A 25,243-nucleotide genomic window follows, 5' to 3' on the forward strand; every position below is an offset into this window, starting at 1 on the left:
TAGTTGGTCACATCGGCCCAGCCCACGGTGTAGTCTTCGGTGATGCCCGACCACGCCATACCGTCCAGCTCGCCGGTCTGCACCGCGACTTCAGCGTCTTCATAGGGGATGTTGACCGGCACGACACCGAATTGCGACAGGAAGCGGCCCGCCGTCGGGAAGGTATAAAGCTTGAGCCCGTCCATGTCGGCCAGCGATTTGATCGGTTTGACGGTGTTGAAGTTACACGGGTCTTGCCCCGCCGCAGACAGCCAGTGCACGCCAACCTTGGCGTATTCCTCGCGCCAGATGTCGGCCAGACCGTATTGGTTGAACAGCACCGGCACGTCGAGCGCGTGCTTCGTCGCCAGCGGGAAATATCCGCCGAAGGAGCGGACAGGCGTAGGCGACGCCATGGAGTCATCATCCGAGTGCACGCCGTCGATGGTGCCGCGTTGAAGTGCCTGGAACAGCTCGCCCGTGGGGACGATCTGGTCGGCGTAGAACAGCTCGATTTCCAGCTCACCTTGAGCAGCGGCGTTGATCGCGTCGATGGCGGGTTTCGTCACCTCTTCGCCAAGTGCAGACCCCGCATAGGTCTGGAAACGCCAGCGGATCGGCTCTTGGGCGTGCAGGATCGATGGTGCGGCAAGGGTTGCCGGACCGGCAACGGCGGCACCTTTCAGGAACTTACGTCTTGTTGTCATGTCTCATACTCCTTGTTGGGGTTGGGATGAAAAGGGCCAGTTGCTCTGACCGCTTGGTTGTTAATGCTTATTTTCCATAGACATAGTCCGGCAGCCAAAGCGCGATCTGCGGGAAGATCATGACCACCGCGAGCGCCAGCACCATGACCCCGACAAAGGGGATGATCGACCGGTAGATATCGCGGATCGTGATCTCTGGCGGGGCCATGGCGCGCATCAGGAACAGGTTATAGCCGAAAGGTGGCGTCATATAGGCGATCTGGCAGGTGATCGTATAAAGCACACCATACCACACCAGATCGAACCCGAGCGCGCCCACCAGCGGCACATAGAGCGGGGCCACGATGACCAGCATCGCCGTATCGTCCAGAAACGTCCCCATGACCAGAAACGACAGCTGCATCAGGATTAGGATCACCCAAGGGTTCAGGCCCCATTGTTCGGTAAACAGGTTTTCAATCGCCTTGACCGCCCCAAGCCCGTCGAACACCGCACCAAAGGCCAGCGCGGCGAGGATGATCCACATGAACATGCAAGTGATCGCAAGGGTCTGGCGCACCGAAGTCTCGAACACCGCCCGCGTCATCCGCCCCTTGAGCACGGCAGCGAGGAAGGCCGCAATCGCACCAATGGCAGAGCTTTCGACAAGCGAGGTCCAGCCGTTCACAAAGGGCACCATCATCACGGCAAAGATCACCACAGGCAGCAGGCCCGCGCGCAGCAAGCGCAGCTTTTCGGGCCAGCCCACATCGCGTTCCTCAGCGGAAAGGGCGGGGCCCAGATCGGGGTTCAGGCGGCAGCGGATGGCGATATAGATGATGAACATCGTGGCCATCATCAACCCCGGGATCGCGCCGGCCAGCCACAATTGCCCCACAGGTTGCCGCGCGATCATCGCATACAGCACCAGCACGACCGACGGCGGCACAAGGATGCCAAGGCTGGACCCCGCCTGAATGACCCCTGTCACCATCAGCTTGTCATAATTGCGTTTCAACAGCTCGGGCAGCGCAATCGTGGCCCCAATCGCCATGCCCGCCACCGACAGGCCGTTCATGGCAGAGATCAGCACCATCAGCCCGATCGTCCCGATGGCCAGCCCGCCGCGCAGACCGCCCATCCACACGTGAAACATTTTATATAGATCGTCGGCAATTTTACTTTCAGAAAGCACGTACCCCATGAAGATGAACATCGGCAGGGTCAGCAGCGGATACCAACGCATCAGCTTGATCGCGGCAGAGAACCCGATGTCATAGCCGCCGCGATCCCCCCAAAGAAACAGCGCCGCAATCACCGCGACAAAGCCGATGGCCCCGAACACCCGCTGTCCGGTCAGCAGCATCAGCATCATGGTCGAAAACATCAGGATGGCGATCAACTCATAGGGCATCGCGGGTCTCCTCTGCCGATTTGAGGAAAAGGATGTCCTTGAACAGTTCAGAGACAGCTTGAAGCAGCATCAGGGTGATGCCGATGCACATGGTCACTTTGACCGGCCACATATAGGGGCGCCACGCGGTCGGGCTGCGCTCCCCCCCGTATTTGAACGAATACATCGTGGATTCGATACCGCCCCACAGCAGGATCACCAGATAGATCAGCAGGAAAAAGACGGTGATACAGTCCGTCCAGGCCTTCTTGCGCGGGGTCAATTCGGCATAGAACAGGTCCATCCGCACGTTCGCGCCCATCTGCAAAGCATAAGGCCCGCCAAGGATGTAATAGCCCACCATCACGAACTGCGCCATTTCCAGCGTCCAGATCTGCGGCGAGGCGAAGGTCTTGTTATAGGACGACCACAGCAGGATCCCCATGAGCACGAAAATCCCGTACATCATGATCCGGCCAAGGCCATAGTTAAAGCCGTCGACCACCCGGATATATCTGCGCATCGCGTTCATTCTGCGGCCTCGCTGTCGGGGATGGGAAAGGCTTGGGTCAGGCTTTCGGCCAGATGCCGCGCCATGGCCTGCGCTTTTTCGGGTGTATCGATCAGATCATTGCGAATCTCGATCATCACGGCGGGCAGCGCCTGCGCCTCGCCATGTTGTTCAAGCGTATAGGTCACGCCGTCCGTCGCGGCATAGGGTTCGTTCAGCGCCGTCGCATAGCGCCCCCGCGCCTGTTCAACCGCCAGCAATGCCTGCGCGGCGGCGGGCTGCGCGTGGTAAAGAAAGCCAAGTTCAACCGCGCGGGTCGCCCCGTTATAGACAGGCGTAAAGCTGTGGATCGTGACCAGCACCGGCGCGGCTTGGGCGGGCTGCCAGCTTTCGCGAACACGGGCGACCGCATCGTGAAATGGCGTATGCACTTGGTCAAAACGCTGCTGCCTTCCGGCATCGTCCAAGGCGGCATTTCCGGGGATGTCATAGATCTCGCTGCGCGCCGGAATACAGTCCGGGGCGTCAAGCGGGCGGTTGCAATCATAGACCAGACGGGAGATGTCACCGGCCACCAAAGGCGCGTCCAGGGCATCTGACAGCGCGTGCGCCACATCCAGCGCGCCAATGTCCCACGCGGCGTGCGAACAGCTTGCCGCAGGGGACAACCCCAACCCGTCCAACGCATCGGGTATCCGGCGCGAGGCGTGTTCACACACCAACAGCCAGCCCCCCTGCCCCTGCGGGTTCACGATGTTTACGGCATTCCAGTCGGTATTGGTCACGGTGCCCCTATCGTCTTGTTGCCTCACAATCACTACAGAATTTTCTAGCCTGTCAAGATTTTTTCTGTAATCTTTGCTTCACACTGATCTGCGCTGTACCGAAAGGAACATGAGTTGCACAAAAAAGCACTGGTCCGCGATCTGCTGAAAGAAAAGCAGACCGAGCTAACGGCGGCAGAGCGTAAACTGTCGGCTGTTCTGCTGGACGACCAGTTGCTTACGGGGCTGCAATCCATCACACGGCTGGCCGAGCTGGCCGAGGTGTCATCGCCCACCATCATCCGGCTGGCGCGCAAGCTGGGGTTCGATGGATTCTCGGATATGCAGGACGCCATCCGCGACGAAATCGGCGCACGGATGAAAAAGCCGCTGGCCAAGCTCGACACCCCCGGTGACAGCAGCGACCACGTGGTATCGCGCTTTATTCAGGCGGTATCGGGCAATGTGAACCGCACGCTTGAACGGCTTGATCTGGCTGAATTCGACGAGGTTGCGGCGCTGCTTTCCGATCCGTCGCACAGGCTCTATCTGCTGGGCGGGCGGATCACGCGGTCCAACGCGCATTACTTTTTCAACCACCTGCAGATCATCCGGCCGCAGGTCACCCTGCTTGATTCCTCCCCCAGTGCATGGCCACAATCCTTGCTGGATATGGACGCGGGTTCAGTGCTGATCGTGTTTGACATCCGCCGCTACGAAAAAGAGCTGGAAAAGCTCGCCGATCTTGCGGTCAAGCAAGGCGCGACCATCGTGCTGTTCACCGATGCTTGGGGGTCGCCCATCGAAAAACACGCCCGCCACTGTTTCCGCGCCATGGTCGAGGTGCCGTCGAGCTGGGACTCAACGCTGGCGATCAACTTTCTGATTGAAGCGCTGGTCGCCGACGTGCAATCGCGCAGCTCCGACCAGAGTGCCGAGAGGATCGCGGCGCTGGAACAGATGATCGGCGAGTCGCGCATTTTCCGCAGCAACTAAGCGTCAACCGCCCCCCGCACGCCGGCACTGCGACATCCGTTCATGACACATCAGAGTTTGCGTTGAACGGCAACATCCCCTAATCGGAACGCGCACCGCGTCTGCGTCGTTTTGTAAAGGATCTGCCATGAAGACCCCGTATTATCTGATCGACAAATCCCGCCTTCAGGCCAACATGGAAAAGATCGCCTGGCTGCGCGAGGCATCCGGCGCGAAATCCTTGCTGGCGTTGAAATGCTTTGCCACATGGTCGGTCTTTGACTTCATGGCGCAGTATATGGATGGGTCCACGTCCTCCTCGCTCTACGAGGTCAAACTGGGGTACGAGAAATTCGGCGGTGAAACCCACGCCTATTCAGTGGCCTATGACGATGACGAGATCGCCGAGGTGCTGGCCAATAGCGACAAGATCATCTTCAATTCCATCGGCCAGCTGGACCGTTTCGATGTGGCATCGGCAGGGCATACGCGCGGGCTGCGGGTGAACCCCGGTGTGTCGACATCGGAATTCGATCTGGCCGACCCCGCCCGCCCCTTCAGCCGTTTGGGCGAACATGATCCGGCGCAGATCGCCGCCGTGGCCGACCGCATCACCGGGCTCATGTTCCACAATAACTGCGAGAATGACGATTTTGACCGTTTCGCCGACATGCTGACGTTGATCGAGGACCGCTTTGGCGACACGATCCACCGAATGGACTGGATCAGCCTTGGCGGTGGCATCCATTTCACCGGCGAAGGCTACCCGCTGGACCGTCTCGCCGCGCGATTGAAAACCCTGTCGGATACCTATGGCGTGCAGGTCTACCTCGAGCCGGGCGAAGCCGCGATTACCGGTGCCGCCACGCTAGAGACGACCGTGCTCGACACGCTGCACAACGGCAAGAACCTAGCAATCGTCGACAGCTCGATCGAGGCGCATATGCTTGATCTGCTGATCTACCGCGAGCCCGCCAAAGTGGCCCCGAACACCGGCGACCACGACTGGATGATCTGCGGCAAATCCTGCCTTGCGGGCGACATCTTTGGCGAGTTCAAGTTCGACGCCCCGCTTAAACCCGGTGACCGCATTTCGTTTCAGGACGCTGCGGGCTATACTATGGTCAAGAAGAACTGGTTCAACGGCGTCAAGATGCCCGGCATCGCCATTCGTGAACTTGATGGAACGATCACATCGGTCCGGTCATTCGACTACGAGGATTTCAAATCCGCCCTCTCCTAACCCTTCCCTTACAAGAGGTGTACTGAATACATGAAACGTAACGTTCTTATCATCGGCGCCGGTGGCGTGGCTCAGGTCGTGGCGCATAAATGCGCGCAAAATAATGACGTGTTGGGCGATCTGCATATCGCCAGCCGCACTGTGTCAAAATGCGAAGCGATCATTGAAAGCGTGCATGCCAAAGGTGCGATGAAACAGGACGGCGTATTCAAGGCCCATGCGGTCGACGGGATGGACAGCGACGCGGTAGAGGCGCTGATCAACGAGCTTGGCGTGCAAATTGTGATTAACGTCGGCTCGCCCTTCGTGAACATGACCGTGCTCGAAGCCTGCATCCGCACCGGNGTCGCCTATATCGACACGGCCATTCACGAAGACCCGACCAAAATCTGCGAAACACCCCCGTGGTACGGCAACTACGAATGGAAACGCCGCGAGGATTGCGCCAAGGCCAACACCACCGCCATTCTGGGGGCAGGCTTCGATCCCGGTATGGTTAACGCCTTCGCCCGTTTCGCCGTGGACGAATTCATGGACGACGTGAAATCCATCGACATCGTCGACATCAACGCGGGCAATCACGGCAAGTATTTCTCGACCAACTTCGACCCCGAGATCAACTTCCGCGAATTNACCGGCACGGTCTACAGCTGGCAGGACGGCGCGTGGCAAGAGAACAAGATGTTCGAGGTCGGCCGCGAATGGGATCTNCCCGTNGTTGGCAAGCAAAAGGCCTATATGTCCGGCCATGACGAGGTGCATTCGCTCGCNGCGAACTANCCGCAGGCCGACGTGCGNTTCTGGATGGGCTTTGGNGATCACTANATCAANGTCTTNACCGTGCTGCANAACCTTGGCCTGCTGTCTGAACANCCCGTTGTGACCGCCGAAGGGCTNGAGGTCGTGCCGCTGAAGGTGGTCAAAGCCGTGCTACCCGACCCATCGACNCTTGCGCCGAACTATACNGGCAAGACCTGCATTGGCGATCTGGTCAANGGCACCAAGNACGGCAANGANGTNGAGGTGTTTGTCTACAACGTNGCCGACCACAAGGACGCCTATAACGAGGTCGGCAGCCANGGCATTTCCTATACCGCTGGCGTNCCNCCNGTGGCGATGGCGATGCTGATTGCCGATGGCACCTATGACACCGGCACGATGGTNAACGTNGAAGAGCTGGACCCAAAGCCGCTGTTCGCCCTGCTCGACACCATCGGTCTGCCGACCCGTGTCAAACTGGCGGATCAGGACACNGGCTGGGACGAGGCCATCGCCTAAGCCNGCCGCCTGAGGCACCCACNCCAACAACCCGCGCGCCCTTGCACCCGCGCGGGTTACCTNNCCCCGANGGGCCGTACCCCCCATNAAATCAAACGATTAAACACAAACAGCCCAGCGCGCGATCATGCGTGCAGGGTGATCAATTTGATTATAAAAAAATNCAGACGGTTGTGCCGCCAAGTTCAAAATCTAACGANGTTTGAAAGTGGCGGACCGAGGAGGATTCGAACCCCCGACCCCCTGATTCGTAGTCAGGTACTCTATCCAGCTGAGCTATCGGTCCGTTAAGGCGGGGTTTAGTTCTGGGCGCGGGGGTTTGCAACCCCTTCTTTTGCCTAACGTGAATTTTCTTCAAACAAATTAGAAAGACCCGTCGCCCTTGGGCAATGTCACGATGAATACCGTGCCCGACGCGCTGGTCTCTGACAGTTTGAGCGTCCCACCGTGACCGCGCACCAGCTCTGCCGCGATGGCAAGGCCCAGACCTGAGCCCCCCTTGCGCGCACCGCCCTTGAACGCAGTAAACAGATGCTCCCGCGCCTTGGGGGGAAGGCCGGGGCCGTTGTCGCTGACGCGGATCACCCAGTCGCTGGCNTGTTCACTGGCAGCAACGATGATTTCGCCAGATTTACCCGTGGCGATGATCGCCTGTCGGGCGTTGCGCACGAGATTCGCCAAGACCCTGAACAAATGCTCCGGATCGGCGCGCACGTGCAAATCTTGCGGCACGTCGCAGGTGAACGNCAGGTCCGCCCCGTTGATCGCCAGCCGCTCGCTATCAACNACGTCATCGACGATGCGCAACAGTGGCGTGACCGTCAGCGTCGGGCTTGGCTCTTCCGCGCGGCCAAAGGCCAGCGTGGATTCGCACAGGTGCACGGCGCGGGTGATTGAGCTGACCAGCTTCGGGGCCATGCGTTTGACCGTCGGATCCTCGGACATTTCGATCCGGTCGGTAAACAGCTGTGCCGATGTCAGGATGTTACGCAGATCGTGGCTGATCTTGCTCACCGCCTGCCCCAGCTGCGCCAGACGCTCTTTCTGGCGCAGGGCTTGGGTCAGTTCGGTTTCAAGCTTCATCAAAGCTTCTTCGGCNTCGCGCACCTCTGTCACACCAGCNGAAGGCGAAATGATTCGTCGCGCATCCTCGGGGGCAAGNGCGTAGTTCTGCATATGCCCGACCACACCCTTGATCGGTTTCAGCAAAAACGCCCGCATGGTCAGAAACAGCAAAAACGCCGTGATCATCGAGATGGCGGCAGACAGCACCAGAATGCGAATACCATAGTCGATCATGGCGGTCCGTAAGGAGCCCGCCTCCATCGTGATTTCGATCAGCAAGCCCGCATCCTGTACCGGGGCACCGATCACGCGGATCACCCCCGGCTCTGTTTCGGCGAGCTGATGGAACGCATCGCGAATCAACACCCATGCGGAGGCATCGCGCAGATCGTATGTCTCTTTGATGGTCTGCGACATCGGGGACGACAGTGCCAATTGCCGTATACGGTCCCGCCGCAGCACCACATTAAACACCTGCGCGGTGCGCAACAGCTCTGCCTCAAGCTCGGGGTCGATCATATCGCTTGCGAGCAGGGTCAGCGACGCGATCTGCGCCCTCTCCAGCCGGTTCATCATGTATTCTTCGCGAAACCGAGCGATAGAGGGCACAAAGATCAACACTTCTGCCAGCATCACAAAGATGGTGGTCAGAATAAGAAGCCTGCCAGAGAGGGATTTGAGCATAGGCGCGCGCTTTATGGGATGAACCGCTGCACCAGTCGAACGACAGTCTTGACCAAATCGCTTTCGAACAGACGCGGGCTGAAATACGCCCCCGCCGCACGTTTGTTGATTTCGCCGATGGTGGGGTAAGGTGCAACCATAGACGCAATCTGGCTCATTTTCATGTTATTTGCCAGCGCCAAAGCCCACAGGTTGATCAACTCTCCTGCTTGGTAACCGACGATGCTTGCGCCCACGGGGCGCCCCTTGACCACCATGACCTTGATCAAACCTTTGGTTTTACGCTCCGCGATGGCGCGATCATTGTGGTTATAGTGAAAGCGCACGACCTCCAGCTTGTCACCGTGTTTCTCTTTGGCTTGCGCCTCGGTCAGGCCGACTTGCGACAGTTCTGGGTCGGTGTAGGTGGCCCAAGGGATATGCGCCGTCTTCGCCTTGGCGGGCAGCGCGAACATCAGCGACCGGATCACGACGCCGCCGTGATAGCCCGCGACATGGGTAAATTGCATCCCGCCTGCGACGTCGCCAATGGCATAGACCTTGCGGTTGGTGGTGCGCAGGGAATCGTCAACCTTGATCCCGTTCTTGATCGGTTCGATCCCCGCCTTTTCCAGATCCAGACGATCCGTGTTTGCCTTGCGGCCGACGGCCACCAGAAGATGCGAGCCTTTGAACACGCGCCCGTCTTTTGCTTCCACCTCTATCGCGCCGACATCCCCACGGATTTCAGCGGCTTGCGCACCTTCTGCAATCTCGATGCCTTCGTCCTTAAGCGTTTGCAAAACGATGGCGGCAAGTTCGGGGTCGTCCTTTGAAAGCGCTTTATCTCCCTCGATCACGGTAACCTTGCACCCCATGCGTATATGGGCCTGCGCCATTTCCATCCCGATCGGCCCGCCACCGATGATCAGCAGATGCTCGGGCTTTTCGCGCAGATTGAACAACGTCTCGTTCGTCTCGTACGGCGTTTTATCCAGACCTGTAATTGGGGGCACCAGCGGCGATGATCCCGTCGCGATGACGATGCGCCGCGCCTTGATCACCGTATCCCCGGCCTGCACTTCGTCTTCGGAGATGAAGCGCCCGTACTCGCGGATCACGTTGACCCCGAAGCCTTCGAAGCGTTCCTGGCTGTCGACCGGCGCGATCTGCGCAATCACGTCCGCCACATGATCTTTTGCAGCGGCGTAATCCACCTCGCCCGCCGCATTGGCCACGCCATATTCCGCGCTGTGCCGCTGCCCATAGGCCGCCTTGCCCGTAGCAATCAGCGCCTTTGACGGCACGCAGCCAAAGTTCAGGCAGTCGCCGCCCATCTTGTGCCCTTCAAGCAGCACAACGTCCGCCCCCATTTGTGACGCCCCCGCCGCGACGGACAACCCGCCGGAGCCTGCGCCAATGATCAACAGGTCGGTTTTAATGCGGTTCATTTCAAAAGTTCCTTTTTGCCGGTGACAGCTTTCAACACGACGGGCAGCACCGACAAAGCGCAAAGCCCCAGAATGGGAAGCAGGATGTGAGGTTCGAATATAATGCCGAAGTCTGGCGTTTCACCCCGTGCAAAAACGGAACCCAGCCCAGCACCGATTGAGGTGAACACAAGCGACCCGGGGATGATCCCTAGAAAGGTAGAGATCACAAAGCGATAAAGAGGCACGCCCAGAAAGGCAGGAATAAGGTTCGCCACAAAGAAAGGGACCACGGGCACCAATCGTATGAAGAAAAGCATCGACCACTGGTTTTCGTCAATGCCCGCTTTGACCTTCCGCACAAGCCCCTCCGACGCGTCCATACGCGCCTTCAATGTCTCTCCGAGACCCATACGCGCGGCAAGAAAGATCACGACCGCCCCCAGTGTCGCGCCGGTGACATTTGCCAGAACGCCGAACACTGTCCCGAATAGAAAACCGCCAGTGATTGTTGCCACGCTCGCCCCTGGAAGGGAGAACCCCACAATCATGATATAAATACCCAGGAACACGAGGATCGTCAGCGCATAGTGCTGGTCACGAAAAGCGATCAACGCCTCGCGGTTGTCGCGCAGCGTCTCGAAGGTAAGGTAATCGCGCAGGGCGAAATAGCCGATCACCGCGACCGCCAAGATGGCCACAAAGGGCAAGTAGCGAAACCACGAAGGCTTTTCAGAGGCTTGTGCGGACATATTGTCGGGTCACTTTCAAAAGGGTATAGGTTGCTCCTTATTAGATGGGTCAAATATCGCCAGTCAGATAGGGTGCTCACGTGTGGTTGATGTGAAGGCGGCTTTTATGACGATGTCACGGCAATTCCCAAGAAAACTGTAACATTGCGCAGATAAGCTGGCTTAATTTGTTGCAAAGGCCGAAATAACGGCACCAAGGGTTTGACTTGCCCGTGCTGCAGCTTTAGGAGCAGGGCTTGAAATGACAGTGACGCGCCGAATCTGGTCGCGTGCTAAAGTATAAAGTGGAGTCGGAGCGATGAAACGCACCTATCAACCTTCAAACCTTGTGCGCAAACGGCGCCACGGTTTCCGCGCACGCATGGCAACCAAAGCGGGTCGCAAGATCATCAACGCGCGCCGTGCACAAGGCCGGAAGGAACTGAGCGCGTAATACGCGACCTCGGTTTCAAAAAGATATGACACCGTCGGAGGCACCTATGGATGGCAGCATCGCCACACCAGAGGAAACGCTTCCGGCGGTTTCTTTACGTGTGCAAACGCTCAAAAATCGCCCCGACTTTCAACGGGCATCCCGTGCCCCTCGGGTCGCCATGCCCGGTTTCATCCTGCAGATGCGTAAACGCGCAGCGGGCGAAGCCGATGGCATACGGGTTGGATTCACCTGCTCTAAAAAAGTGGGCAACGCCGTCGCGCGCAATCGGGCCAAACGACGTCTACGCGAAGTCGCACGCCTGACGCTCCCTCACGAGGGACGCGACGGTATGGACTATGTCCTCGTAGGTCGCAGCGATGCCACGGCATCCCTCCCTTTTGACAAATTGCAGTCGGATTTCACCAAAGCCTTGGGGATCCTGCACGGCAAGCAACGCTCTGGCTCAAAAAAGTGACCCCTTTGGCGCGCGTTTTGGCACTGCCTGTGAAAGGGTATCGCCTCGTCTTTAGCCCCTGGGTTGGCCACAACTGCCGATACCACCCGACATGCAGCGCATATGCGCTGGAAGCACTTGCTAAACATGGCGGCATCAAGGGCGGCTGGCTCACCCTGCGGCGCATCGCTCGCTGCCACCCTTGGGGCGATAGCGGCATCGACAACGTACCTGACTAGCCCTTCCGCTTCTCTCCTTTCTCTACATCACCAATCGCCGCCATACACATGCACTGGCGCTTGATCGGCAAACCCAGTTGCACTAAGCCAAGCCCATGCTTGATCATCCCGAAGATATTCACCCGCTTTTCAACGGTGCCCCCCAAAGCACCGAGTTTCGCAAACTGCGCAAACGTCTTGTGCGACAAACGCGCGAGGCGATTGAGCAATACGGGATGATCGAATCCGGCGGCAAATGGCTGGTTTGCATGTCCGGGGGAAAAGATAGCTACACCCTGTTGGCCATCTTGCATGAGCTCCAATGGCGCGGTCTTCTGCCCGTCGAACTGGTCGCCTGTAACCTCGATCAAGGTCAGCCCAATTTCCCCGCCACGGTCTTGCCCGCGTTTCTTGAAAAGATGGGTGTCAAACACCGCATCGAATACCAAGATACCTATTCCATCGTCATGGATAAAATACCCGCGGGCCGCACATTCTGTGCGCTGTGCAGTAGGCTTCGTCGGGGGCACCTCTATCGCATCGCGCGCGAAGAAGGATGTACCGCTGTTGTCCTAGGCCACCACCGTGACGATATCCTAGAGACGTTTTTCATGAACCTGTTTCATGGCGGGCGCTTGGCGACCATGCCGCCAAAACTCGTGAACGAAGAAGGCGATCTGTTCCTATACCGCCCCCTCGCCCATGTCGCGGAGGTCGATTGCGAAAAATTCTCTACTGCCATGAATTATCCAATCATTCCGTGTGATTTGTGCGGCTCGCAAGACGGTCTGCAACGCCAGCAGGTAAAATCGATTCTAGACGGCTGGGAGGCGAATAGCCCCGGACGCCGTCAGGTGATGTTCCGCGCGCTGATGAACGCACGCCCTTCGCATCTGTTGGACCCGAACCTGTTTGATTTTGCGGGCCTCACTCGAGACAAGTAAACCCTCGAAAAGCTGAGGGTTTAATTCAAATCCTTTAGATTAAAGGCAGAACATTAATCTTTTGGTCAGAGGCAAGGGCTATCGGTATGGCGGTAACACTGTCAGCCGAGGCTTCATTTGCAACACGATCTTAAACCCAATCTTTCGAGGCGCAGCACAACCCGTCGCCATTTACCCGCCGGCCTCGTGCTCTTGCTGGGGTTTGCGTTGTCCGTGCTTTGGTTCGGCTGGCAGGGGTTAATTTTCATCGGCTTTATCGCCCCCCCTTTGCTGTATTTGGCGTCAGATAGGTGGCGGAGTACCCCATCAGAACCAATGCGAACGCGCCCCCTGGATAGGACGTCCACTGCCCGACCAAGCGGCGGCACCGATCCTACACCTCGGGAACCGATGCAGCACGCTCAAGTGCTATTCCAGCCTCAGATATCCACCCATTCCGGCATGATCACCGGATTCTCTGCAGTTCCGACCTGCCACACCAGCATGAACACCGATATGGCCGCGCCGCTCAACGCCTCGGAAATTGCAGAGGATGAAACTCCTTTCAGTCACTTCAGCAATCTGACTCACGCGCTGCACAGGGCCAAAACCCTGCAACGAGCGTCTCACTTTCCTATTATCATCACATGCAGCCTTTCTACCGAGCAAGTGGATGACGCGCAGCTGGCGGCAAAACTGGAATGGGAACTTGATCGTCTTGACGTCAAAACCGCGACTTTGCGACTAGCCCTGCCGCAACACCTTTGCCAGCATACGCCTTCTCACCCACTCATTTCTACATGCCGTGACCTTCGTACGCTAGGATGCGGTATCGCGCTTAACGGTTTCGGCAGCGGTCCGCACTGCGTTGAGATTATTCAAAAATGCGGCGTTGACCTCGCGATTATCGACCCATCTCTCACCAATGACGTTGATAAACACCCCAACCGTCGCCGCATCCTGTCAGCGGTAGTTGCGATGGCTCATGATTTGGGCGTCGAAACCCTGGCTTGTGATATACGAACCGCCGGAGAGCATAGCTTATTGTCTCAACTGGGCTGCGACCATGTTCAAGGCGACGGCATCGCGCCGCCCATGCAGATACACGAAGCGACCACTTGGATGCATACACATAGCCAAAAACTGACACGTCTGCCCAGTGTGGTAGGTGGCATTCGTTGATGTTTGGCTTCGGCAGATCAGTGTGCACCAAAGGGGAAAAGGCGAATCTACTTGACCTTTGGTGCCTTACTCTGTTGAACCCACGCTGATATTACAGGCATCAGGTGACGGTCACATGGACGATCAAAACAAGAATCTCATTTTCGCGACGGTTCTAAGTTTCATAGTCATCCTAGGGTGGTTCTTGTTGTTTCCGCCTCCGGAAACCGAAACCATCACTGACCCAGCTGCCACACAGCAAGTGACGGACGCGACCTCGACAGAAGCTATTGTCCCTTCAAGTGCAGGCGCAGCCGACAATGTGACCGATGCGTCGGACGAGGCAACGGCAGCTCTCGAAGAAGCGCCGCGTATTCCCGTTGAAACGGCGCGCATTTCCGGCTCAATCTCNCTGCTAGGNGGGCGGGTCGATGACCTTCATTTGAAGGATTACAATACAACTATCGAAAAAGATTCTCCCATCGTAAGCTTGCTATCACCTGCAGGCACACCCGACGCCTACTATGCGCTTTACGGCTGGGCTCCAGGTGCGGGGATTGCCCCTGAACAGGTTCCAGGACCAAACACCCTTTGGACACTTAGCCAAGGTGAAACGCTGTCAGTCGAAACCCCGGTCACGCTCACTTGGGACAACGACGCCGGTCAGCTTTTCTCACGCACCATCTCAATCGACGAAAACTATATGTTCAAGATCGAACAGAAGGTTGAGAACACTTCCGAAAACTCGGTTTCGCTTGCACCTTACGGGCTAATTGCACGCCACGGTATTCCAAGCGACGCGCAGAATTTCTTCATTCTTCACGAGGGTCTTGTCGCCATGAACAATGGTGAACTGCTTGAGACCGCTTGGGATGATATTCCCGAGCTGGATGTCGTGAACGGCGTGCCATCCAAACGTATTGACGGTGTAACCAACGGCTGGATCGGCTTCACCGGGCACTATTTCATGACCAACCTGATNCCGGATCCGGNACAGCCAACNCGCTTANCNGTCAAATACCTGCCACGCACTGAGATTTTTCAAACCGAATCNGTGATGCCGACGCAAACNGTCGCAAGCGGGCANACAGCAACGGTCACCACACAGTTGTTCGCCGGTGCCAAAGAATGGGAAATTCTGCGCGACTATGAGGCGCAAGGCGTGTANAANTTTATCGACTCCATCGATTGGGGCTGGTTCTTTTTCCTGACCAAACCGATCTTTTGGGTACTTCACCACCTAAACCTGCTGATCGGCAACATGGGTGTCGCGATCATCGGCCTGACGTTGCTGATCAAAGCTCTGCTCTTCCCACTTGCGTATAAATCCTANGTTTCGATGGCGAAGATGAAAGAGCTTCAGCCACAGATGGAGAAGCTGAAAAAGGANGCAGGCGACGACCGTCAAAAGCTTCAACAGGGCATGATGGAGCTATATAAACGCGAGAAAGTGAATCCAGCCGCCGGCTGTCTGCCGATTTTGNTGCAGATNCCGATTTTCTTTTCCCTCTACAAAGTGATCTTCGTCACGTTGGAGCTGCGCCACGCCCCCTTCTTCGGCCCGTTTCAGGATTTGAGCGCCCCAGACCCGACATCTATCTTCAACTTCTATGGTCTGCTGCCATGGGCTGCGCCCGAAGCAGGGACCGTTCTNGCCTTGGTCTTTATCGGGATCCTACCGCTGCTGCTGGGTATTTCNATGTTCCTGCAGCAGAAACTGAACCCGGCCCCTACGGATCCCACGCAGCAGATGATCTTTGCCTGGATGCCATGGGTGTTTATGTTCATGCTTGGCGGTTTCGCATCTGGCCTCGTTGTCTACTGGATCGCAAACAACACGATTACCTTTACGCAGCAGTANCTGATCATGCGCAGNCANGGCTATAAGCCNGATATCCTAGGGAATATTAAAGGCAGCATGAAATTCGGACGGAAGGGTGATCCGAAATAATGACAACAGTGAACCAGCTCTATCGCCACCCGCTCAAAAGCAATGGTCGCGAAGAGCTGGATCATACAGCGCCCTCCCAGGGGCAGTCGATGCCGTGGAACCAGACCTGGGCGGTGGCGCATGGCGCGACGCGTCTAGATGAGACCGAATGGGCGCATTGTGCAAATCTGAGCACCGGGTCAAAAGCACCATTTGGTTTGATACTACAACACCNTGGAGCGAGCTTGATTGGGTCGGGAACGACGTGTCAGCTGGCGAAACTGTCCTACGCGTACGGGAAACCATCAAGCGGTGCCAAGCGACCACCGCGAATCCACTCAACGGCGAGCGCGACATCGACATGTTGCGCGTATTGAGCACTTGGGGTCACCAAGATTTCCGCGTATACGCTGAGGTCATTCACACGGGCTCCGTCGCAATTAGCGACCAGGTAAAGGTACTTTAACTCATGCAANTCCAATTTAGCATCGCCGAAGAGCCTGATGCCTATGCAGCCGAAAAAGGCCGCATGCTATTTGCAGGCGAAACGCTGTTTGTGAAAGGCGTTGTCGCGATGGACGGCCTGCCACCCGCCNACCGGATGGAGGTGTGTTTTGCAGGGCGATCAAACGTTGGTAAATCGACTTTGATCAATGCCTTGACGGGCACAAAAGCGCTGGCAAGAGCGTCCAACACGCCGGGGCGCACTCAAGAGATCAACTATTTTACCGCGGCCGACGATCACTACCTCGTCGATTTGCCCGGGTATGGCTATGCAAACGCCCCTCTACCCGTCGTCGAAAAATGGCAACGGTTGCTGAAACAGTACCTTTCAGGTCGGCAAACGCTCCGCCGTGCGTTTGTGCTGATCGACGCGCGGCATGGTGTGAAGAAGGTTGATGACGAAATCATGTCTTTGCTAGATAGCTCAGCCGTGACTTTTCAATGTGTCCTCACGAAAGCCGACAAGGTTAAAGAAGTAGAGCGTCAGAAGGTTNTGGATCAGGTCCGTGGTGCGCTTGCCAAGCACCCAGCCGCCTACCCCGAAATCGTGGTTACGTCTTCTGAAAAGGGCTGGGGCATCCCTACGCTCCGTGCCATTATCGCGACGTTGGAGTGACGAGCACTTCGGCGTTTACCGAGGCAGAGAATGAGAAAACAANACATGAATCGCGACTGGATCGCCACCGCACGCACCCTGAGCCAAGCGCTCCCCTACTTGCAGCGTTACGCTGACGCGACCGTTGTTATAAAGCTGGGCGGTCACGCCATGGGCAGCGACGATGCGATGGAAGAGTTCGCGCGCGACGTAGCACTTATGCGCCAGGTCGGCGTGAACCCCGTCATCATTCANGGCGGCGGCCCGATGATCAATGACATGCTCGGCCGGCTGAACATCAAGTCCGAATTCGTAAACGGCAAACGGGTGACCGACGCTGCCACGATGGAAATCGTTGAAATGGTTCTGTCGGGCCTTGTGAACGCCCGCATTGTGCAAGCGATCACGGCACAGGGTGGGCGTTGCGTCGGTGTGTCTGGCAAGGACAGCGGCCTTATTATCTGTGACCAAGAGGACCCAGAGCTGGGGTTGGTTGGCGCACCGACCGAAGTAAACCCCCGTTTGCTACGCGATCTAGCCGACAAAGGNATTATCCCGGTGATTGCGCCCCTTGGCATGGGCCGCAACGGCGAAACATTTAACATCAACGGNGATACTGCGGCGGGCGCGATTGCAGCTGCGCTGAAGGCAGACCGCTTGCTGCTGCTTACCGACGTTGCAGGCGTGAAGAATGCCGAAGGCGACGTNCTGACGGAGCTAACAGCGAGCCAGATACGCGAGATGGTGGCAGACGGAACGATTGCCGGTGGTATGATACCCAAAACGCAAACTGCGCTTGATGCGATCGACGGTGGCGTCCGCGCAGCGGTGATTCTGGACGGGAGAGCCCCTAACGCCTGCTTGTTGGAGCTTTTCACCGAACATGGTGCAGGGAGCATTATCCGCGGCCAGTANCAACGACGTCTTTGATTATTGCATATTGCCCCCTCCCCTGTTTCCGGCTGTTTGAGCTTCTTGTTTATGCGGCCGATACATTAAGGAAACGTTGATGAGACGCCTTATTCTGATGCGCCATGCAAAAGCAGGTTGGCCGGCGGGGATCGCGACGGACTTTGACCGGCCTTTGGATGACAAAGGTCGNCAAGACGCACATGCAATCGGGCGATGGCTCGACGCCGAAGACTACAGACCTGATCTTGTGCTATGCTCTGCATCTCGGCGAACGTCGGAAACGCTCGAACTTTTGGAAATTCCCTCCGCTGTTAAACGAATCTTCACAGACCGNCTTTATCTAGCANATACAGAACGNCTGATGGCGGCCATACAGGGCGCTGAAGGGTCCACAGTATTACTTCTGGCGCACAACCCCGGCGTGGCNGAGATGGCGCACCTCCTGCCCCGTGTGGGTGCCANAGCTCATCTTGCAGCCGGAACCCCACCGGGTGCGACAATGGTGATGTCATTCGNNGTGGACGACTGGAGGGGNGTGCACTGGCACANCGGCGACGTACAGGCGTACNTGACGCCACGGATGCTTGCCCAATAGAAAAGGGCGGGGAAATCCCCGCCCTTGAAACTTAGTGGCCCAAAATNTGGCTGAGGAANAGCTTGGTCCTCGGGCTTTGGGGGTTGTTAAAGAACTCTTCAGGTTCGTTCTGTTCGACGATCTGACCTTCATCCATAAAGATGACGCGGTTGGCCACCTGACGGGCAAAGCCCATCTCGTGCGTNACGCAGAGCATCGTCATGCCTTCCTCNGCCAGTTCGACCATCGTGTCCAGNACCTCTTTGATCATCTCCGGNTCCAGGGCTGAGGTTGGTTCGTCAAACAACATGATACGCGGACGCATACACAGGCTGCGCGCGATCGCCACGCGTTGCTGCTGGCCACCAGAAAGCTGNCCTGGGTACTTGTCCGCCTGATCCGGGATCTTAACCTTCTCAAGGAAATGCATNGCGATTTCTTCGGCTTCCTTCTTAGGTGTTTTTCGCACCCAGATCGGAGCAAGNGTGCAGTTTTCGAGGATCGTCAAGTGNGGGAAAAGGTTGAAGTGCTGGAAACACATCCCGACTTCGGAGCGGATCTTGTCGATGTTCTTAACGTCCGAAGACAGCACCGTACCGTCGACTTCGATCCGGCCTTTCTGATGCTCTTCCAAGGCATTGATACAGCGGATCAGAGTTGACTTCCCCGAGCCCGACGGTCCGGCAATAACGATACGTTCACCACGGTANACGGTCAGNTCAATATCCCGNANNACGTGAAACGTNCCNTACCANTTGTTCATGTTCTCGATGCTGATCGCGACCTCGTTCGAGACTTTCAGCGCTTGTGCTTGTTCAGCCATAATTACAGCCTTTCCTTAATGGTGGTCGGTCTGGAGTTGACGTTCCAGCCATTGTGAATATTGCGAGATGCCGTAGCAGACGACGAAGAAGAGCAAGGCGGCAAAGCCCCAAAGTTCCCAGTAGACNCCGTTCCAGTCAGTCGACGCTAGGATCGGCCCGCGGATCATCCCNACCAGGTCGAACATCGAAATAATCGACACCAACGTAGTATCCTTGAACAGCCCGACGGCCACGTTAACGATCCCTGGGATCGAGATTTTCAAGGCTTGGGGCAAAATAATCAGGCGCATGGCCTGCGCATAATCNAGGCCCAAGCTGTCTGCAGCCTCGTATTGACCACGTGGCAAGGCTGCCAACCCACCCCGGATCACCTCGGCGATATAGGCAGACGCGAACATGGTGATCATGATGATAACACGCAGGATCAGGTCGAAGTTTGTGCCCGGTGGCAGGAAGTAAGCCAGGACCACGTTGGCAACAAAAAGCAACGTAATCAGAGGCACCCCTCGGATAAACTCAATGAAAACAACGCAGATCAGTTTGATGATCGGCAAGCTCGATTGACGACCCAGCGCAAGCAGAATGCCCATCGGCAGGGACAAAGANACNCAGATCACGCCCAAGATCATGTTGAGCATAAAGCCCCCCATGTTCCGCGAGGCGACCGGTTCCAGCGCGAGCACGCCNGATAGGCTTGGCGTAATGAAGCCAAGGACAAACCACGTCACGACGCCTGCAATGAGACCCGCNAAAAGGCCGCCTGCAAAGCTTGTNTTAACGATTCTGCTGTAGACCACATAGCCNACCACAACNGCCAGCAACGCCGACAATGGCACCAAAAGGGAACCGCCCCAAATCAACCAAAAGGCGATGAAAGGATAGATGACGGTAAAAAGGATGAGCCCACGTGGCAGATTGCTAAACAGCACCGGTGACACGGCGACGAACAGTAGTACGAATGCCAATGTCGGGCGCCAGTAGCCGTCCTGTGGATAGGCGATACCAAACANCAGNTGGTTCCAGCGTTCTGTCAGCACCGAGAAACAGCCAGCTTGGACACCGTCCAATACTTCGCGACACTCGCGAATGTTGGATGTCGTCCAAACGCCGCCCAGCAACCAAGGAAGGAAGCCGGAAAGGATCAGATAGATAACGTAAAGCGCTGCGAGCGTGAGAATGGTGTAAGGGATCGACGAAAACAGGCTTTCGCGGACCCATTTTACAGGCCCCTGCGCGGTTGGCGGGGGCGCGTGCTGTGGCAACATGGTGTCCCGCACATAAGGGACGGAGGCGGCGTGTGTATCTGACATCTTACCGCTCCTTCAAGCTGACAGAGTTGTTGTAAACGTTCATGATCGCAGAGATCGACAGCGAGATCGTAAGATAGAACAGCATCAGCAAAAGCACGCATTCGATCGCGCGGCCGGTTTGGTTCAATGTGATCCCCCCCAGTGTCGCAGTGATATCGGCATACCCTACGGCAATCGCGAGCGACGAGTTCTTGGTGATGTTGAGGTATTGCGAAATCAGCGGCGGAATGATCACACGCAACGCCTGCGGCAGAACCACAAGNTTCATGACCCGCTTCGGGCGCAAGCCCANNGACGANGCAGCTTCGGTCTGCCCTTTTGAGATCGCCTGAATACCTGCACGCACGTTTTCGGCGATGAAGGCACCGGTGTATACGGACAAAGCCAACCACAATGCGATCAGCGGCGCGCCGATCTGCAGACCACCACGGAAGTTAAAGCCCTTAAGCTCGGGGTAATCCAATGCGATGGGGCTGCCCATGATGAAGAACATCACAATCGTCGGCACCAGCAAGATCGCGACAGTGGGCCATCCCATAGGCAGCAGCTTGCCCGTACGGAACAGAAGGCTAACCGCATACCGGCGATAGATAATCGCGGCGATGATCGACAGCACAAAGGTCGCAACCACGATCATAGACCCCGGGCCCCAAACCGGTGCGGGAATATAGATGCCCCGGTTGGTGAAGGCGAAGGCGTCGAAAAGCATGCTCGACGTGGCGTTGTCACCGCGGAACTTGTTGGGCGCGGGCAANACGGCCGTCATCAAGGTGTAGATCATCAGGATCCAGATCAGNACCGGAATATTCCGGAAAATCTCGACGTAGACCGACATCAGTTTGGACACGAGCCAGTTCTTGGACANGCGCGCCACACCGGCGATCACACCCAGAATTGTCGCAGTGANACAGGCCAGAAACGCAACAAGAAGCGTGTTGATGATACCGACCATTGCGGCACGCAGGTTCGATGACTGGCTGTTATAATCGATTAAGGATTGGTTGATATCGTAGCCGGCTGGCACGTTCAAAAACCCGTAAGAGATGTTCAATCCGGCCTCTGCCAGATTTCGTACCAGGTTAATGCCCAGAAACGACATCAATGCGATAAGCAGTATCAGCGCGATAAACTGGAAAGTGTAGGATCTATAGCGGGTGTCGTTAAGCAACATCGACAGCCGGAACGAGCCCTGTTGAGGGTCGGACATTGTCGTCATCAGATTTTCCCTGTGTGCCGGACCTGTTTTTCACGCACCATTCGGTGTCGCGGGCCGGGTTTTATTTTTGCGTCGTATAGGCGCAAAGGGCGCGGAATTGCTCCGCGCCCCTCGACGGNTGTGTTTAGCGGAAAGGAGGCGCGTACATCAGGCCGCCGTCTGTCCACTGAGCGTTCAGGCCACGGGCCAGACCGATTGGTGTTTCTTCGCCGATGTTCTTGGCAAAGATTTCGCCGTAGTTACCTTGCGACGCGATGGCTTTTTTCGCCCAGTCAGCTTCCAGACCCAGCATTTCACCCAAAGTACCTTCGGTGCCAAGCAGACGGGCAACTTCTGGGTTTGTGGTGTTTGTTGTCATCTCTTCGACGTTTGCCGATGTGACACCCAGCTCTTCAGCTGCGATCAGAGCGTAGAGAACCCAGCGGGTTACATCGCCCCAGTCGTTGTCGCCATGGCGAACAAGCGGGCCCAGAGGCTCTTTGGAGATGATTTCGGGCAGGATGATGTGCTCACCTGGGTTTTCAAAGGTCGCACGTGTCGCGGCCAGACCGGAGGCGTCGGTAGTATAGGTGTCGCACGCACCGGCCAGATACTGCTGTTGGCCTTCGGCGTTTGTTTCAACAGGCACGGGCTCGTAGCTGATGTTGTTGTTGCGGAAGAAGTCCGCGAGGTTCAGCTCGGTCGTGGTGCCGGTTTGGATGCAGACAGTCGCGCCATCCAGATCCTTGGCNGAGGAAACGCCAAGNTCTTTCGGAACCATGAAGCCCTGACCGTCATAGTAGTTCACGCCGATGAAGTCGAACTTGAGGTCGACATCGCGGCTGAAGGTCCATGTGGTGTTACGTGCNAGGAAATCGATCTCGCCCGAAGCCAGCGCGGTGAAGCGTGTTTTGCCGGTTGTGGGGATGAATTCGACAGCTGCGGGGTCGCCCAGTACAGCAGCGGCAACGGCGCGGCATACCGCCACGTCAAAGCCTTCCCATTCACCATTGGCGTTGGGGGCCGCAAAGCCAGCCAGACCGGTGGTAACGCCGCAGTTCAGCTTGCCGCGCGCTTTGACATCGTCAAGCGTGGACGCAGCAGCTGCGCCAGCCGCAAGGCCGGCTACTGTTAGCGCACCAAAAAATACGGATTTGTTCATTTTAACCTCTTCCTGATTTTCCGCCACGTTTTAGGGCGGTTCACCCGGCACCTTTTCGGACCGGAGATGTTTTGGCGGGGTTATCCCCGTCAGTGGAAGGGAGTTTGGGCGAATTTACGCCGGAACGTCAAGTCAGTGTGCTTAAAAAATGCCCTCAATCCTATGTATTGGGGTCACCGTGAAACCTATTCGGGCACGCTCAGGTCAAACATCAACTTAGCGTGTAAGAAACTAGTCTTTTTCACTGCGGCCAAGGCGTCTGCCTCGTCATCATTGCCCCACTGNTCGGCCTGCCAAATCTCGTCCAGACGCGAAATTTCCCAAATCGATTCCGCTTCCNTTGCGTCAAGCGCCGCCGCAAAGCCCANGATNANCGAGCCNGANAGGCTCACAAGGTCGTGNAAGGCAGCGAGTTGAAAGTTGCTTAACGCATGGGTGCGCGCNGACAGGCGTGCGACATCCGCAGGTGACTGGGGTTCGTGCATGATCCCCACNCGGGNCTGCAAGCTCACGCCCAAGGCNTCGCGGGCCCACTCCAGCATGGGGTCCCATTGTTCGGCCTGCCGCGCGACCAGCTCAGCCGGGCTATCCGCGCGATAGCACAGCAGATCACAGTCGCCGTAGGCCGCCAACATATCCGCAACCTCGGCATGTTGCAGCGCAACCTTGTCGATCGCGGCATTGGCGGTNTTNGTNGCGGGCATGGTGTCGGGGTTNATCACCCCGTCCTGTGCCTGCCACTCAGCGGCGATTTTCTGCGCCATNGCNCGGGTTGGCACCACCAGCGCACGTTTGGCCGGCGTCTTGATCCCGCGCCCGTCAAGCTCGACAGTATAGCCACCCTCCGCCTCGACAACGGCCGCCTCTTTCCAGAAACGTTTCGCTTTCCAATCGCTCACCCCCAATCCTCCTCGAACGGGTCAGCAGGCACGTCGGAGGGTGCCCACTGGAACGTGTCCCAGGTGCGCGCCATATGGTCCGGCAGCGGGGCCGTGAGGTTCAGCCGCGCCTTGGTGACAGGNTGCTCCAGCGTCAGGGATCGCGCATGCAGGTGCAGCTTCTTAGAGATATCACCCCCAAGTTGTGCACCCCATCCGTCGCCCATGTTCTCCTGACCTGAACCGCCATATTTACCATCTCCGACAATGGGATGCCCGATTTCAGCCATATGCGCACGCAGCTGGTGCGTCCGGCCCGTCACAGGGATCAGCGTCATCCAGCAGGTCCGCTTTCCGGCTTGTGCGAGGGTCGCATAATCGGTGGTCGCGCGTTTGGCGCCTTCGGTTGTTTCCATGTCTTTCGGGTGGACGCAGTACATCTTTTCGCCCTCACCACGGGCCCCGTGACCGAAGGCTTTGACCAGGCCGAATTTGATCGTCCCATTGCGCGGATGCGGGACGCCCGCGACCGCAGCCCAGTAAATCTTGCGGGTTTCGCGATGGCGGAACGACGCTGTCAGCGCGGCGGCAATCGACCGTGTCCGCGCCATGATCAGCACGCCAGAGGTGTCTTTATCCAACCGATGCACAAGGCGCGGCTTTTCATCAAGTTCGAACATCAAAGCATCGGCAAGCGCGTCGACGTGGCGGNCCGATTGACCAGACCCGCCCTGCACCGGCAGCCCCGGCGGNTTGTTCAGCGCGATGATGTGATCGTCGCGATAGATCACACAGGACCGGATAAACTTGGTATCCGCCTCTGATATCCGCGTGCGCTTGGGCGGCGGCGGNGCCTTTTCATCAGGCAGCGGNGGGATACGCACGGTCTGCCCGACCTCAAGCCGAGTAGAGGCTTTGACCCGCCCCCCATCAACACGGATGTCACCTTTNCGGCACATCTTTTCGATCAGCCCTTGGCCAATCAGCGGNAAGGTCCGTTTGAACCAACGGTCCAACCGTTGATCCCCGTCGCCTTCTTCTACGACCAGATGTTGAACCCGGCTCATGCAAATACCCCTCTGGCCACGAAAAGGCCCAGCATTAATCCTAGCACCGANAGCCCGACGGACAGTGCCACATATATCCCTGCCGCCCCGATCTGGCCGCGCTCCATCANCGTGACCGTCTCGAGCGAGAAGGACGAGAACGTTGTAAAGCCGCCAAGCACNCCGGTCATCACAAACGGGCTGATCTGCGTCAGCCCTTTTTGTGCGGCACACACCACAAAGAGGCCCATCAAGAACGACCCGATGATGTTGACCGTCAGNACCGCGANCGGAAAATCCGACANNCCGACCAGCCGCGTCACGGCGACACCAAACAGATACCGCAAGGAGGCACCGATCGCGCCGCCCATAGCGACAAGGGACAGGGTTGAAATCATCTGCG

The 25,243-nt window shown here is 57.2% G+C and carries 27 protein-coding genes and 1 tRNA gene; 13 read left to right on the top strand and 15 right to left on the bottom strand.

Going from position 1 to position 25,243, the window contains the following annotated elements:
- The 4 genes from CBB63_RS00900 to CBB63_RS00915 form a co-directional block, all read right to left on the bottom strand.
- A partial coding sequence (locus CBB63_RS00900; RefSeq protein WP_286697807.1) for a twin-arginine translocation signal domain-containing protein occupies positions 1-686 on the bottom strand: 686 nt, incomplete at its 3' end.
- 67 nt (positions 687-753) lie between these two features.
- The gene (locus tag CBB63_RS00905) at positions 754-2,079 is read right to left on the bottom strand and encodes a TRAP transporter large permease (protein ID WP_005849728.1); all 1,326 of its coding nucleotides are present in this window, start codon (positions 2,077-2,079) and stop codon (positions 754-756) included.
- Entirely contained in the window at positions 2,069-2,590 is a 522-nt protein-coding gene (locus CBB63_RS00910; RefSeq protein WP_005849730.1) for a TRAP transporter small permease subunit, read from the bottom strand. The genes CBB63_RS00905 and CBB63_RS00910 overlap by 11 nt, the downstream gene beginning before the upstream one ends.
- Positions 2,587-3,354: an N-formylglutamate amidohydrolase gene (locus CBB63_RS00915; RefSeq protein ID WP_286697808.1), complete on the bottom strand. Its 768-nt coding sequence runs from the start codon at positions 3,352-3,354 to the stop codon at positions 2,587-2,589. The genes CBB63_RS00910 and CBB63_RS00915 overlap by 4 nt, the downstream gene beginning before the upstream one ends.
- Before the next feature lie 114 nt (positions 3,355-3,468).
- Here CBB63_RS00915 and CBB63_RS00920 point away from each other — a divergent pair, with 114 nt between their 5' ends.
- The 3 genes from CBB63_RS00920 (at position 3,469) to CBB63_RS00930 (ending at position 6,829) form a co-directional block, all read left to right on the top strand.
- Positions 3,469-4,329, top strand: a complete 861-nt coding sequence (locus tag CBB63_RS00920; protein ID WP_009825273.1) for a MurR/RpiR family transcriptional regulator — start codon at positions 3,469-3,471, stop codon at positions 4,327-4,329.
- A 127-nt stretch (positions 4,330-4,456) separates the two neighbouring features.
- Positions 4,457-5,551, top strand: a complete 1,095-nt coding sequence (nspC, locus tag CBB63_RS00925; RefSeq protein ID WP_074634760.1) for a carboxynorspermidine decarboxylase — start codon at positions 4,457-4,459, stop codon at positions 5,549-5,551.
- Positions 5,552-5,581: 30 nt separating this feature from the next.
- Positions 5,582-6,829, top strand: coding sequence for a saccharopine dehydrogenase family protein (locus CBB63_RS00930; protein ID WP_286697809.1), 1,248 nt, complete (start codon positions 5,582-5,584; stop codon positions 6,827-6,829).
- 209 nt (positions 6,830-7,038) lie between these two features.
- Here the strand turns inward: CBB63_RS00930 and CBB63_RS00935 are convergent.
- The 4 genes from CBB63_RS00935 to CBB63_RS00950 all read right to left on the bottom strand — a co-directional run bounded on the left by CBB63_RS00935 (position 7,039) and on the right by CBB63_RS00950 (position 10,739).
- Positions 7,039-7,115, bottom strand: a tRNA-Arg gene (locus CBB63_RS00935).
- A gap of 77 nt (positions 7,116-7,192) precedes the next feature.
- A complete protein-coding gene (locus CBB63_RS00940) occupies positions 7,193-8,578 on the bottom strand; it encodes a sensor histidine kinase (protein ID WP_286697810.1) in 1,386 nt (461 codons plus the stop codon).
- Between the two features lie 11 nt (positions 8,579-8,589).
- Positions 8,590-10,008 (bottom strand): dihydrolipoyl dehydrogenase family protein, encoded by a 1,419-nt coding sequence (locus CBB63_RS00945; protein WP_037965969.1) that lies wholly within the window; start codon positions 10,006-10,008, stop codon positions 8,590-8,592.
- Positions 10,005-10,739 carry a TVP38/TMEM64 family protein gene (locus CBB63_RS00950; RefSeq protein ID WP_009825278.1) on the bottom strand — a complete coding sequence of 245 codons (735 nt, stop codon included), beginning with the start codon at positions 10,737-10,739 and terminating at the stop codon, positions 10,005-10,007. The genes CBB63_RS00945 and CBB63_RS00950 overlap by 4 nt, the downstream gene beginning before the upstream one ends.
- Before the next feature lie 298 nt (positions 10,740-11,037).
- Between CBB63_RS00950 and rpmH the strand changes: the two genes are divergently transcribed.
- The 10 genes from rpmH to CBB63_RS01000 all read left to right on the top strand — a co-directional run bounded on the left by rpmH (position 11,038) and on the right by CBB63_RS01000 (position 18,446).
- Positions 11,038-11,172 (top strand): 50S ribosomal protein L34, encoded by a 135-nt coding sequence (gene rpmH / locus CBB63_RS00955; RefSeq protein WP_005849748.1) that lies wholly within the window; start codon positions 11,038-11,040, stop codon positions 11,170-11,172.
- Positions 11,173-11,218: 46 nt separating this feature from the next.
- Entirely contained in the window at positions 11,219-11,629 is a 411-nt protein-coding gene (gene rnpA / locus CBB63_RS00960; protein WP_005849750.1) for a ribonuclease P protein component, read from the top strand.
- Complete coding sequence (yidD, locus tag CBB63_RS00965; protein WP_152540662.1) at positions 11,626-11,847, top strand: membrane protein insertion efficiency factor YidD; 222 nt, start codon at positions 11,626-11,628, stop codon at positions 11,845-11,847. Before rnpA ends, yidD begins: the two co-directional genes overlap by 4 nt.
- 95 nt (positions 11,848-11,942) lie before the next feature.
- The gene (ttcA, locus tag CBB63_RS00970) at positions 11,943-12,770 is read left to right on the top strand and encodes a tRNA 2-thiocytidine(32) synthetase TtcA (RefSeq protein ID WP_009825282.1); all 828 of its coding nucleotides are present in this window, start codon (positions 11,943-11,945) and stop codon (positions 12,768-12,770) included.
- A 390-nt stretch (positions 12,771-13,160) separates the two neighbouring features.
- The gene (locus CBB63_RS00975) at positions 13,161-13,931 is read left to right on the top strand and encodes an EAL domain-containing protein (protein ID WP_286697811.1); all 771 of its coding nucleotides are present in this window, start codon (positions 13,161-13,163) and stop codon (positions 13,929-13,931) included.
- A gap of 115 nt (positions 13,932-14,046) precedes the next feature.
- Positions 14,047-15,861 (top strand): membrane protein insertase YidC, encoded by a 1,815-nt coding sequence (yidC, locus tag CBB63_RS00980; protein ID WP_286697812.1) that lies wholly within the window; start codon positions 14,047-14,049, stop codon positions 15,859-15,861.
- A gap of 148 nt (positions 15,862-16,009) precedes the next feature.
- Positions 16,010-16,306, top strand: coding sequence for an MOSC domain-containing protein (locus CBB63_RS16390; RefSeq protein WP_009825285.1), 297 nt, complete (start codon positions 16,010-16,012; stop codon positions 16,304-16,306).
- A 3-nt stretch (positions 16,307-16,309) separates the two neighbouring features.
- On the top strand, positions 16,310-16,960 hold the full coding sequence (gene yihA / locus CBB63_RS00990; protein ID WP_286697813.1) for a ribosome biogenesis GTP-binding protein YihA/YsxC: 651 nt from the start codon (positions 16,310-16,312) through the stop codon (positions 16,958-16,960).
- A gap of 30 nt (positions 16,961-16,990) precedes the next feature.
- Complete coding sequence (gene argB / locus CBB63_RS00995; RefSeq protein ID WP_286697814.1) at positions 16,991-17,869, top strand: acetylglutamate kinase; 879 nt, start codon at positions 16,991-16,993, stop codon at positions 17,867-17,869.
- Positions 17,870-17,966: 97 nt separating this feature from the next.
- Positions 17,967-18,446, top strand: a complete 480-nt coding sequence (locus tag CBB63_RS01000; protein ID WP_286697836.1) for a SixA phosphatase family protein — start codon at positions 17,967-17,969, stop codon at positions 18,444-18,446.
- A 31-nt stretch (positions 18,447-18,477) separates the two neighbouring features.
- Here the strand turns inward: CBB63_RS01000 and CBB63_RS01005 are convergent, their stop codons facing one another.
- The 7 genes from CBB63_RS01005 to crcB form a co-directional block, all read right to left on the bottom strand.
- Positions 18,478-19,248 carry an amino acid ABC transporter ATP-binding protein gene (locus tag CBB63_RS01005; protein ID WP_286697815.1) on the bottom strand — a complete coding sequence of 257 codons (771 nt, stop codon included), beginning with the start codon at positions 19,246-19,248 and terminating at the stop codon, positions 18,478-18,480.
- Positions 19,249-19,263: 15 nt separating this feature from the next.
- On the bottom strand, positions 19,264-20,559 hold the full coding sequence (locus tag CBB63_RS01010; RefSeq protein ID WP_286697816.1) for an amino acid ABC transporter permease: 1,296 nt from the start codon (positions 20,557-20,559) through the stop codon (positions 19,264-19,266).
- A gap of 1 nt (position 20,560) precedes the next feature.
- Positions 20,561-21,775, bottom strand: a complete 1,215-nt coding sequence (locus tag CBB63_RS01015; protein ID WP_286697817.1) for an amino acid ABC transporter permease — start codon at positions 21,773-21,775, stop codon at positions 20,561-20,563.
- 124 nt (positions 21,776-21,899) lie between these two features.
- Positions 21,900-22,916: an amino acid ABC transporter substrate-binding protein gene (locus CBB63_RS01020; RefSeq protein WP_286697818.1), complete on the bottom strand. Its 1,017-nt coding sequence runs from the start codon at positions 22,914-22,916 to the stop codon at positions 21,900-21,902.
- A gap of 185 nt (positions 22,917-23,101) precedes the next feature.
- The gene (locus tag CBB63_RS01025) at positions 23,102-23,815 is read right to left on the bottom strand and encodes an ATP12 family chaperone protein (protein ID WP_286697819.1); all 714 of its coding nucleotides are present in this window, start codon (positions 23,813-23,815) and stop codon (positions 23,102-23,104) included.
- Complete coding sequence (locus CBB63_RS01030; protein ID WP_286697820.1) at positions 23,812-24,861, bottom strand: RluA family pseudouridine synthase; 1,050 nt, start codon at positions 24,859-24,861, stop codon at positions 23,812-23,814. The genes CBB63_RS01025 and CBB63_RS01030 overlap by 4 nt, the downstream gene beginning before the upstream one ends.
- A complete protein-coding gene (gene crcB, locus CBB63_RS01035) occupies positions 24,858-25,238 on the bottom strand; it encodes a fluoride efflux transporter CrcB (protein WP_286697821.1) in 381 nt (126 codons plus the stop codon). The genes CBB63_RS01030 and crcB overlap by 4 nt, the downstream gene beginning before the upstream one ends.
- Between the last annotated feature and the right edge of the window lie 5 nt (positions 25,239-25,243).

The sequence above is a fragment of the Sulfitobacter sp. TMED3 genome (assembly GCF_002167505.1).
GTDB classification, from domain to species: domain Bacteria; phylum Pseudomonadota; class Alphaproteobacteria; order Rhodobacterales; family Rhodobacteraceae; genus Sulfitobacter; species Sulfitobacter pontiacus.

Bases quoted from the DNA above. Each gene is read 5' to 3' on its own strand.
- rpmH (WP_005849748.1), top strand. From the start codon at position 11,038: ATGAAACGCACCTATCAACCTTCAAACCTTGTGCGCAAACGGCGCCAC.
- nspC (WP_074634760.1), top strand. From the start codon at position 4,457: ATGAAGACCCCGTATTATCTGATCGACAAATCCCGCCTTCAGGCCAAC.
- CBB63_RS00945 (WP_037965969.1), bottom strand. From the start codon at position 10,008: ATGAACCGCATTAAAACCGACCTGTTGATCATTGGCGCAGGCTCCGGC.
- CBB63_RS00950 (WP_009825278.1), bottom strand. From the start codon at position 10,739: ATGTCCGCACAAGCCTCTGAAAAGCCTTCGTGGTTTCGCTACTTGCCC.
- rnpA (WP_005849750.1), top strand. From the start codon at position 11,219: ATGGATGGCAGCATCGCCACACCAGAGGAAACGCTTCCGGCGGTTTCT.
- CBB63_RS00905 (WP_005849728.1), bottom strand. From the start codon at position 2,079: ATGCCCTATGAGTTGATCGCCATCCTGATGTTTTCGACCATGATGCTG.
- ttcA (WP_009825282.1), top strand. From the start codon at position 11,943: ATGCTTGATCATCCCGAAGATATTCACCCGCTTTTCAACGGTGCCCCC.
- CBB63_RS00910 (WP_005849730.1), bottom strand. From the start codon at position 2,590: ATGAACGCGATGCGCAGATATATCCGGGTGGTCGACGGCTTTAACTAT.
- CBB63_RS00975 (WP_286697811.1), top strand. From the start codon at position 13,161: ATGCAGCACGCTCAAGTGCTATTCCAGCCTCAGATATCCACCCATTCC.